The 7,740-nt window shown below is 70.3% G+C and carries 9 protein-coding genes; 4 read left to right on the forward strand and 5 right to left on the reverse strand.

Annotation, left to right across the window (positions count from 1 at the left end; all coding sequences use genetic code 11):
• The 3 genes from WMK75_RS17470 to WMK75_RS17480 all read right to left on the reverse strand — a co-directional run.
• A partial coding sequence (locus tag WMK75_RS17470; protein ID WP_347268865.1) for an IS110 family transposase occupies positions 1–276 on the reverse strand: 276 nt, incomplete at its 3' end.
• 66 nt (positions 277–342) lie between these two features.
• Positions 343–1,548, reverse strand: coding sequence for a CoA transferase (locus WMK75_RS17475; RefSeq protein ID WP_347268866.1), 1,206 nt, complete (start codon positions 1,546–1,548; stop codon positions 343–345).
• A 132-nt stretch (positions 1,549–1,680) separates the two neighbouring features.
• Positions 1,681–2,736 carry a LacI family DNA-binding transcriptional regulator gene (locus tag WMK75_RS17480; RefSeq protein ID WP_347268867.1) on the reverse strand — a complete coding sequence of 352 codons (1,056 nt, stop codon included), beginning with the start codon at positions 2,734–2,736 and terminating at the stop codon, positions 1,681–1,683.
• Between the two features lie 135 nt (positions 2,737–2,871).
• Between WMK75_RS17480 and WMK75_RS17485 the strand changes: the two genes are divergently transcribed.
• Genes WMK75_RS17485 through aroE form a run of 4 tightly spaced genes read left to right on the forward strand, consistent with a single transcriptional unit; the run spans position 2,872 to position 5,484 of the window.
• Positions 2,872–3,816, forward strand: a complete 945-nt coding sequence (locus WMK75_RS17485) for a ketopantoate reductase family protein (protein WP_347268868.1) — start codon at positions 2,872–2,874, stop codon at positions 3,814–3,816.
• Positions 3,813–4,196 carry a VOC family protein gene (locus tag WMK75_RS17490; protein ID WP_347268869.1) on the forward strand — a complete coding sequence of 128 codons (384 nt, stop codon included), beginning with the start codon at positions 3,813–3,815 and terminating at the stop codon, positions 4,194–4,196. Before WMK75_RS17485 ends, WMK75_RS17490 begins: the two co-directional genes overlap by 4 nt.
• A complete protein-coding gene (locus WMK75_RS17495; RefSeq protein WP_347268870.1) occupies positions 4,193–4,657 on the forward strand; it encodes a MaoC family dehydratase in 465 nt (154 codons plus the stop codon). The genes WMK75_RS17490 and WMK75_RS17495 overlap by 4 nt, the downstream gene beginning before the upstream one ends.
• Positions 4,654–5,484, forward strand: coding sequence for a shikimate dehydrogenase (gene aroE, locus WMK75_RS17500; RefSeq protein WP_347268871.1), 831 nt, complete (start codon positions 4,654–4,656; stop codon positions 5,482–5,484). Before WMK75_RS17495 ends, aroE begins: the two co-directional genes overlap by 4 nt.
• A 75-nt stretch (positions 5,485–5,559) precedes the next feature.
• On the opposite strand, the gene WMK75_RS17505 is transcribed toward aroE, so the two are convergent.
• Both WMK75_RS17505 and WMK75_RS17510 read right to left on the reverse strand, forming a co-directional pair.
• Entirely contained in the window at positions 5,560–6,735 is a 1,176-nt protein-coding gene (locus WMK75_RS17505) for an acyl-CoA dehydrogenase family protein (RefSeq protein ID WP_347268872.1), read from the reverse strand.
• 13 nt (positions 6,736–6,748) lie between these two features.
• Positions 6,749–7,534 carry an IclR family transcriptional regulator gene (locus tag WMK75_RS17510; protein ID WP_347268873.1) on the reverse strand — a complete coding sequence of 262 codons (786 nt, stop codon included), beginning with the start codon at positions 7,532–7,534 and terminating at the stop codon, positions 6,749–6,751.
• Positions 7,535–7,740: the final 206 nt, after the last annotated feature.

The raw sequence follows: 7,740 nt of genomic DNA on the forward strand, positions 1-7,740 counted from the left end.
TTTGGGTGACTTGCCGGCGTCGATCAGCTGTTGGTATTTGGCTCTGAGGTCCGCGTTGAAGCGGATGGAGACGAGGGCCGGCATGAAGATCGCCGCGCGCAGGCTTGCGCGTCCGCCCCGGATCATCTCCTTGCCCTTCCACTTGCCCGAGCGGCGCGTGAAGGGCGCCAGCCCGGCGAGGCTTGCGGCTTGCTTCGGCTCGAGGTGCCCCAACTCGGGCATCTCGATCAGCAGCATGTGTGCGGTGGTCGCGCCGATGCCGGGAATGCTGGTCACCCAAGGCGACGCGAGCAGCGGCGGCTTGACAGCTTGCGCCCGCCCGACCCCGGCGCGTCCGGCCCGTCAGGCCGAACAGAGGGCGCCGCTTTCGATCATCTCGGCGATCTCGGCGTCTGAAAAGCCCAGCTCGGCGGCGATGGCGGCATTGTCCTGGCCCAGTTCGGGCGCTGCCACCGGCGCGGCGCGCGGGATCGCCGAGAAGCGGAACGGCAGGTCCGGCAGCCGCGTCCTGCCAAGCCGCGGGTGATCCACCTCGACGATCATGCCGCGGGCGGCGATCTGCGGATCGTTCACCACCTCGGCCACGGTCTGCACCGGGGCCGCCGGCACGCCGGCCGCGTCCAGTGCCGCAAGCGCCGCCGCGCGCGAGGGCTGGCCTTCGCACCACGCACGCACCAGTTCCAGCGCCTCGGCATTATGGGCGTTGCGGTTGGCGGCGCCGTGAAAGCGGCCATCGGCGGCAAGGCTCTCGCCGCCGATCAGCCGGGCAAGCCGGATCCAGGTCTCATCCACCTGCGCGGCGATCACCAGATGCCCGTCACTGACCGAGAACACGCCATAGACCGTGGAATCGGGCAGGTCCTGCCCGGTCTGGCGCGGCAGTTCCGCGCCGTCCGACATCAGATAGCCCTGGATCGCATAGTCGTGCATCGACACCATGCAATCGTAAAGCGCCAGGTCGATATGCGTGCCCCTGCCGCTGGCCTGGCGGCCGTAGAGCGCCGCGATGATCGCCGCCGTGCCGTGAATGCCGGTATACATGTCGGCGATGGGCATGCGAAACAGCGGCGGCGTCTGGCCCGGTTCGCCGATGATCGACATGGCGCCCGACATGGCCTCGGCGATCAGGCCAAAGCCGGGGCGCTCGGACAGCGGCCCGCTGTGTCCGAAGGCCGAGACCGAGCAATAGACGAGGCCCGGGTTCTGCGCCGAGAGTTCCTCATAACCGAGACCCAGCTTGCGCAGCGCCCCGGGGCGATAGTTCTCCACGAACACATCCGCCCCGGCCACCAGCCGCTGCATCAGCGCCCGCGCCCGGGGCTGCTTGAGGTCAAGACACAACCCGCGCTTGCCCATGTTCTGCTGCAGGAAATAGCCCGAGACCCCGTCGCGCAGCGTGGGCGAGGCGCGACCGGCGTCGCCGGTGCCGGGGCGCTCGACCTTGATCACGTCGGCGCCCAGCGCGGCCAGGGTGCGCGACATGAACGGCCCAGCCAGAAAATGGCTGTAGTCGATGACCTTGAGTCCGGAAAGCGGCAGCTGCGACATGGGTTCCTCCGTGCTGTTCCTCCGGGTCTAGCCCCGGCGCGCGCATGCACAAAGCCCATAGCGCGCCGGCAGCACCCCGAGCGCGACAAAACCCGCCGGAAACGCCGTGATCGGCACGGTTGATGCATCAAATCAGATCAGGATCGAGTCGGAATCGCGCAGGTTCTCGCTCAGGATCAGTTCGGCGGGAATCGGGTCGGGATGCGGCGGCGTGCCGCGATGGGCGGCGATCAGCATGCGCAGGCCCTGCCGCGCGATGCGTCCCATGTCCTGATGCACCACCGCCGAGACGCTGCCGGAAATCAGCCCCAGGCGGGTCATCGGCGTCAGGTTGAAGGCGGTGAACGCCACCCGGCCCGAGGCCCCGGCGTCGATCAGCGCCCGCTCGATGCCGCGGTTGCCGGCACCCAGATTGACCACGCCGGCCAGCCCGGGGTGGCGTGACAAAAGCGCCGTGGTCTGCGCGCGGCAGGCCGCCGGATCGTCGTCGGTCACCACCGAGGCGACCAGCTCCATCCCCGGAAACCGCTCGCGCAGGATCGAGCGCAGGCCGGATTCGCGTTCCTCATGGCTGCGATAGGCTTCGGTGACAAGACAGGCCAGCTGGCCCTGGCCGCGGCACAGAAGCCCGGTGATCTGCCCGGCCAGCCGCCCGGCCGCGCGGTTGTCAAGCCCGACATAGCCCAGTTGCGCCAGCCCCTGCGGCGCCGACAGCACCGCGACCACGGGAATGCCCGCCGCCTGCAACCCGGCGATGGCATCATGGACCAGCGGATGCTCGACCGGCTGCACGATGACGCCGGTGCAGCCGCCGCCGGCGCAGGCGGCCAGATCCGTCGCCAGGCGCGGGGCATCGCGGCGCAGCACGAAATCGCAGGCCAGCCCCACGCCCAGGTCGCGGGCATGATGGCGCAGCGCCCGCGCCAGAATGTCATTGGCAAAGCCCGGCCTGCCGCCCAGGAAGGCGCGAAACTGCATCCCTGGCGGCGGCGGCGCAACGATGCGCGGCCGCCCGCCGCTGGCGGAAAGCTCACGGATGGCGGCCTCGACGCGGGCGCGGGTGGCGGCGCGCACGTTCGGCCGCCCGTGCAGCACCCGGTCCACCGTGGCGGTCCCGACCCCCGCCAGCAGCGCGATGTCGGCCAGCCGCGGCCGGGTGGGTTCGGGGGTCTGATCATCCTCATCCATGCCACATTGATGCATCAATCAGGCGCAAAGGCAAGTTCGCTGCCGATTTCCGGCCCGAAGGGCGGCGCAATCGCCCGCCGGCGCTGGACCGCTTTGACGGATGCAGCCTAATGGCCGCGAAGCGCGGGAGGAGACATGATGGAGATCGCGATTCTCGGGGCCGGATCGCTGGGATCGGCGATCGGCGGACGGCTGGCCCAGGCCGGCCACAGGGTCACGCTGATCAACCGCAGCCCGGCCTATGTCGAGGCGGTGCGCCGCGACGGCCTGGTGCTTGAGGAGGCCGGGCGGCGCGACAGCATCCGCGTCGCGGCCGCATCCGGGCCCGAAGGGCTGGGGCCGGTCGATCTGCTGGTGGTGCTGGTCAAATCGGCCGACACGCGGGCGGCGATTGCCGGCGCCGCAACGATGGTCGGGCCGCAGACCATGGTGCTGTCGCTGCAAAACGGCATGGGGCAAGAGGCGGTGCTTGCCGATTGCGTCGGCCCGGCGCATGTCATCGCCGGCAGGACCTATGCCGGCGGCGTGATGCTGGCGCCGGGCGTCGTGCGGGCGGGAACTCTGGGCAAGCACACCGTCATCGGCGAATGCGACGGTCCGCCCTCGCCGCGCGTTACCGCGCTTGCCGCCGCCATGTCGGCCGCCGGCCTGGCCACCACGACAGCGGCCGACATGCGGGCGGTGATCTGGGACAAGCTGCTGGTCAATGTGGCGACAGGCGCGCTGGCCGCGATCACCGGGCTGGATTATGGCAACCTCTATGACATCCCCGAGATCCGCGACACCGCCCTGGCCGCCGTGGCCGAGGCGATGGCGGTGGCGCGCGCCGCAGGCGTCCGGCCGCAGACCGCCGATCCGCAAGCCGCCTGGGATCTGGCCGCGCGCGGCCTGCCCTTCGGCTTTCGCACCTCGATGCTGCAAAGCCTCGACAAGGGCCAGACGACCGAGATCGACACCGTAAACGGCGCCGTGGTGGCCGAGGGCGCCCGCCTGGGCGTGCCCACCCCGGTCAACGCCACGCTGCTGGCCTGCGTGCGCGGCCGCGAACGCGCCCTGAACCCGAAACAGGAGATGACATGACCGCAACCGGCTTTCTGGAACATGTCGCGTTCCGCGTCCGCGACCCGGCGCCGCATGTGGCGTTCTTTGGCGCGGTGCTGGGGCTTGAGGTGCGCGAGATCGCAGGCCCGGCCGATGCGCCCGACCAGGTCTGGCTTGAGGGCGGCCTGCAGCTGGTCCGCGACCCCGAGCCGGGCGAGATGGGGCGGCTGCTGCATCTGGGCCTGATGGTCGAGGATCTGCACGCCACCATCGCCGCGGCGCGGGCGCATGGCGCGCAACAACTGGCGCGCGGATCGAACTGGCTGTCCCTGCCGGACGGGCTGGTGCTGGAACTGATTGAGGCGGCAAGCGGCAGCGTCGCAAGGATGCGGGCTGTCAGACCAAGGGGGAATGAATGACCGCGGTGAAATATTATGACGATCTGCGCAGCGGCGATCGCGGGGTGACCCCCGAGATCACCGTGACGCGCGAGATGATCCAGCGCTTTGCCGACCTGACCGGCGACCACACGCCGGTGCATGTCGACGAGGAATATGCCGCCGCCAGCCATTTCGGCGCCATCGTGGCCCACGGGCTGTTCGGCCTGGCGCTGGCCGACGGACTGAAGACCCGGGCCGACCTGCAGTTCCCGCCCGGCGCCTCGCTGGGCTGGAACTGGGATTTCCTGCGCCCGGTTCTTGTCGATGACCGCCTGCATTGCGTCTTTCACATCGGCGAGATGCGGCGCACGCGCAAGCCGGGCTGGGGCATCCTGCACCTTGAGGGCGAGCTGATCAACCAGCGCGGCGAGGTCGTGCAGAAGGGCACGCACAAGCTGATGATCCCCTGCCGCCCCGAAACCGCAAAGGCCGCGCCATGACCGATCATTACGTCCTGTTCGGCAGGCCGATCCGGCACAGCCGCTCGCCCGCGATCCATGCCGCCTTTGCCCGCGCCACGGGACAGGATCTGGACTATGGCATCGTCGAGCCCGAGGAAGACGGGTTCGAGGCCGAGGTCGCGGCGTTTCGTGCCGCCGGCGGGCGCGGCGCCAATGTCACCGCGCCCTTCAAGCTGCGCGCCATCGCGCTTGCGGATGACTGCAGCCCGGCGGCGCGCATGGCCGGGGCGGCCAACTGCCTGACCTTTCTTCCGACCGGCATCCGCGCCGACAATTTCGACGGCATCGGGCTGGTGCGCGACATCGAGGTCAATCTGGGCCTGCCGCTGACGGGACGGCGGGTGCTGCTGCTGGGCGCCGGGGGCGCGGCGCGCGGCGCGGCGCTGCCGATCCTCGAGGCCGGCCCGCGCGAACTGGTGATCGCCAACCGCCACCCCGAACGCGCCGACGAGATGCGCGCCCGGCTGGAAGGTCACGGCCATGCCGTCTCGGTGGCGCCCGGGGCGATCGCGGGCGCCTTCGACATCGTGCTGAACGCGACTTCGGCCAGCCTGACCGGCGAATGTCCGCAGGTCCCCGAGGCGGCTTTTCAGGGTGCGGCGCTGGCCTATGACCTCAGCTATGCCAAGGGGCTGACGCCATTCCTGCAACGGGCGCAGGCCGGCGGGGCGCAAATGCTGTCGGACGGGGTGGGCATGCTTGTCGAACAGGCGGCCGAGGCCTTTGCCCTGTGGCGCGGCCTGCGCCCCGGGACCGGCGCCATGATCGCCGCCATCGCCGCCGAGACCGGGGCGATCCGCCCCTGACCGGCGGCGCATCGCGCCCCGGTCCCAGCACCGGTCCCGGGGCGCATGCCGCAAGGCCCGGCCATGCAGGCCGCCTCAGCCGGCGAAGGGGTCGTAAAGCGTCGGCTCGCCCTTCAGCAGCATCCGTGCCATGACCATGCGGTGCACCTCGGAGGTGCCGTCGAAGATGCGATAGATGCGCGCATCGCGATAATAGCGCTCGATGGGCAGATCCTTGCAAAAGCCCATGCCGCCAAAGACCTGCACCGCGCGATCGACGACGCGGCCCAGCGTCTCGGCCGCCTGCACCTTGACCAGCGAGATGCGGCTGCGCGGATCGCGGCCGGCGTCGATTTCCAGCGCGGTCTGCCACAGCGCCAGGCGCGCGGCGTTGATCTCGATGGCGCTGTCGGCCAGCATCTGCTGGATCATCTGGAAGTCGCCGATCGGCTGGCCGAACTGCCGCCGCTCGCGCGCATAATCCAGCATCAGGTCCATGACCTTGGTGGCCTTGCCGATGGCGCGCGCGCCGACCTGCGCCAGCCGTACCCGGCCCAGCACCCCCAGCGCCATGCGAAACCCCTCGCCCTCGGGGCCAAGCAGCGCCGCCGCCGGCAGCGCCACCTCGTCGAAGGCCAGTTCGACATGGCTGGTGCCGCGCAACCCCATCATCGGCTGGTCGCGGCCGATGCTCAGGCCGGGCAGGTCCCTGTCCACCAGAAACAGCGAGATGCCGCGCGCCCCCTTGCCCGGGTCGGTGACCGCCGAGACCACGAAGAAATCCGACACCAGCCCGTCCGAGATGAAATGCTTGGACCCCGACAGCCGCCAGCCATCGCCGTCGCGCAGGGCCCGGGTGCGGATCGCGGCCGCGTCGGAGCCTGCGCCCGGCTCGGTGATGGCGATGGAACACACGCGCTCGCCGCGCACGGTGGGGCGCAGCCAGCGCTCGACCTGCTCGCCCTCGCAGGCCAGCAGCACCTCATAGATATTGCCGAAGGCGCGGCGGATCAGGATGTCGGTGGTGCGGCCAAACTGTTCCTCGACCAGCATGGTGTCCAGCGCCGAGAGCCCGCCGCCGCCATGCTCCTCGGGGATGTTCATCGCGTAAAGGCCAAGCGCCTTCGACTTCTCGTGGATCTCGCGCGCCTTGCCGGGGTCCAGCGCGCCGCTGGCCTCGATGTCCTCTTCAAGCGGCGCCAGTTCGCTGGCGATGAAGTCACGCACGGTGGCGACCAGCAATTGCTGTTCGTGGCTGAGGCTCAGGTCCAAGACGGTATCCTTTTCAGTGTCTTGCGGGGGAAAATGCGGCCGAGCCGGCCGCGCAGTCGGAAAGCTCGGCCGCGGCGTCGGCCAGGGCGGGGGCCAGCTCCTGCATCCGCTCGCGCGTCAGCCGCGTGGCCGGTCCGCCGATCGAGACCGTGCCGATGACATGGCCATCCACGGAATGGCGGATCACCCGGGCAATGGCCGACATACCGGGGGCCGAACTGTCGCTGACCAGCGCATGTCCGGCGGCGCGCACCTCGGCCAGCCGCGCCACAAGCGCGGGCAGGTCCCGCGGCGCGTTCGGACCCGCGCCCTCGGCCTGCAGCCCCTGCGCCGCGACCAGCCGCAGCGCCCGGTCATCCGCCATGCTGGCCAGAAAGGCCTGGCCGGTCGCCATGCTGGCCAGATGCGGCGAGGTGCCCATCTGCGGATCGTAGATCAGCCCGTGCCGCGCGCCCTGGGCCTTGGCGACCCAGACCTGGCGCTCGCCGTCGCTGACTGACAGGCGCACCAGCTCTCCCGACAGGGCGGCCAGCCGGTCCAGCACCGGCTGCGCGGCATCGACGACACCCTGCCGGCCCAGGTGGCGCAGGGCCAACGCGACCAGGCGCGGCGTCAGCCGGTAAAACCCGGACGCGGCGTCCTGACCCGCATAGCCCGCCGCGATCAGTGCCGCCAGCAGCCGGTGCGCGCCGCTTTTCGGCAGATCCAACGCCGCGGCGAAATCCCCCAGCGCCACGCCCGCAGGCGGGGCCTCGGCCAGGCATTCAAGGGCAAGAACCGCGCGAGTCGTCTGATCCATGGCGCTATCCTGTAATATGGTTTCATTATAGAACCGTGTTCCATTATTGCAATCGATTCCTCGGCACACGGGTCCGCCATGGGCATCCTTCCGGCAGCGCGGCCACTGGAAACCCCGGCAGGCTGCGGCGGCGAGGCGGTGCGTGATCAGGACTGGGTGCGGGCGACGTTGGCGCATCGGGCGGGCGAGGAGTAGCGCCTCGGCGG

Origin of the sequence: Paracoccus sp. (in: a-proteobacteria) (genome assembly GCF_039808215.1) — a bacterium.
Lineage (GTDB): Bacteria > Pseudomonadota > Alphaproteobacteria > Rhodobacterales > Rhodobacteraceae > Paracoccus.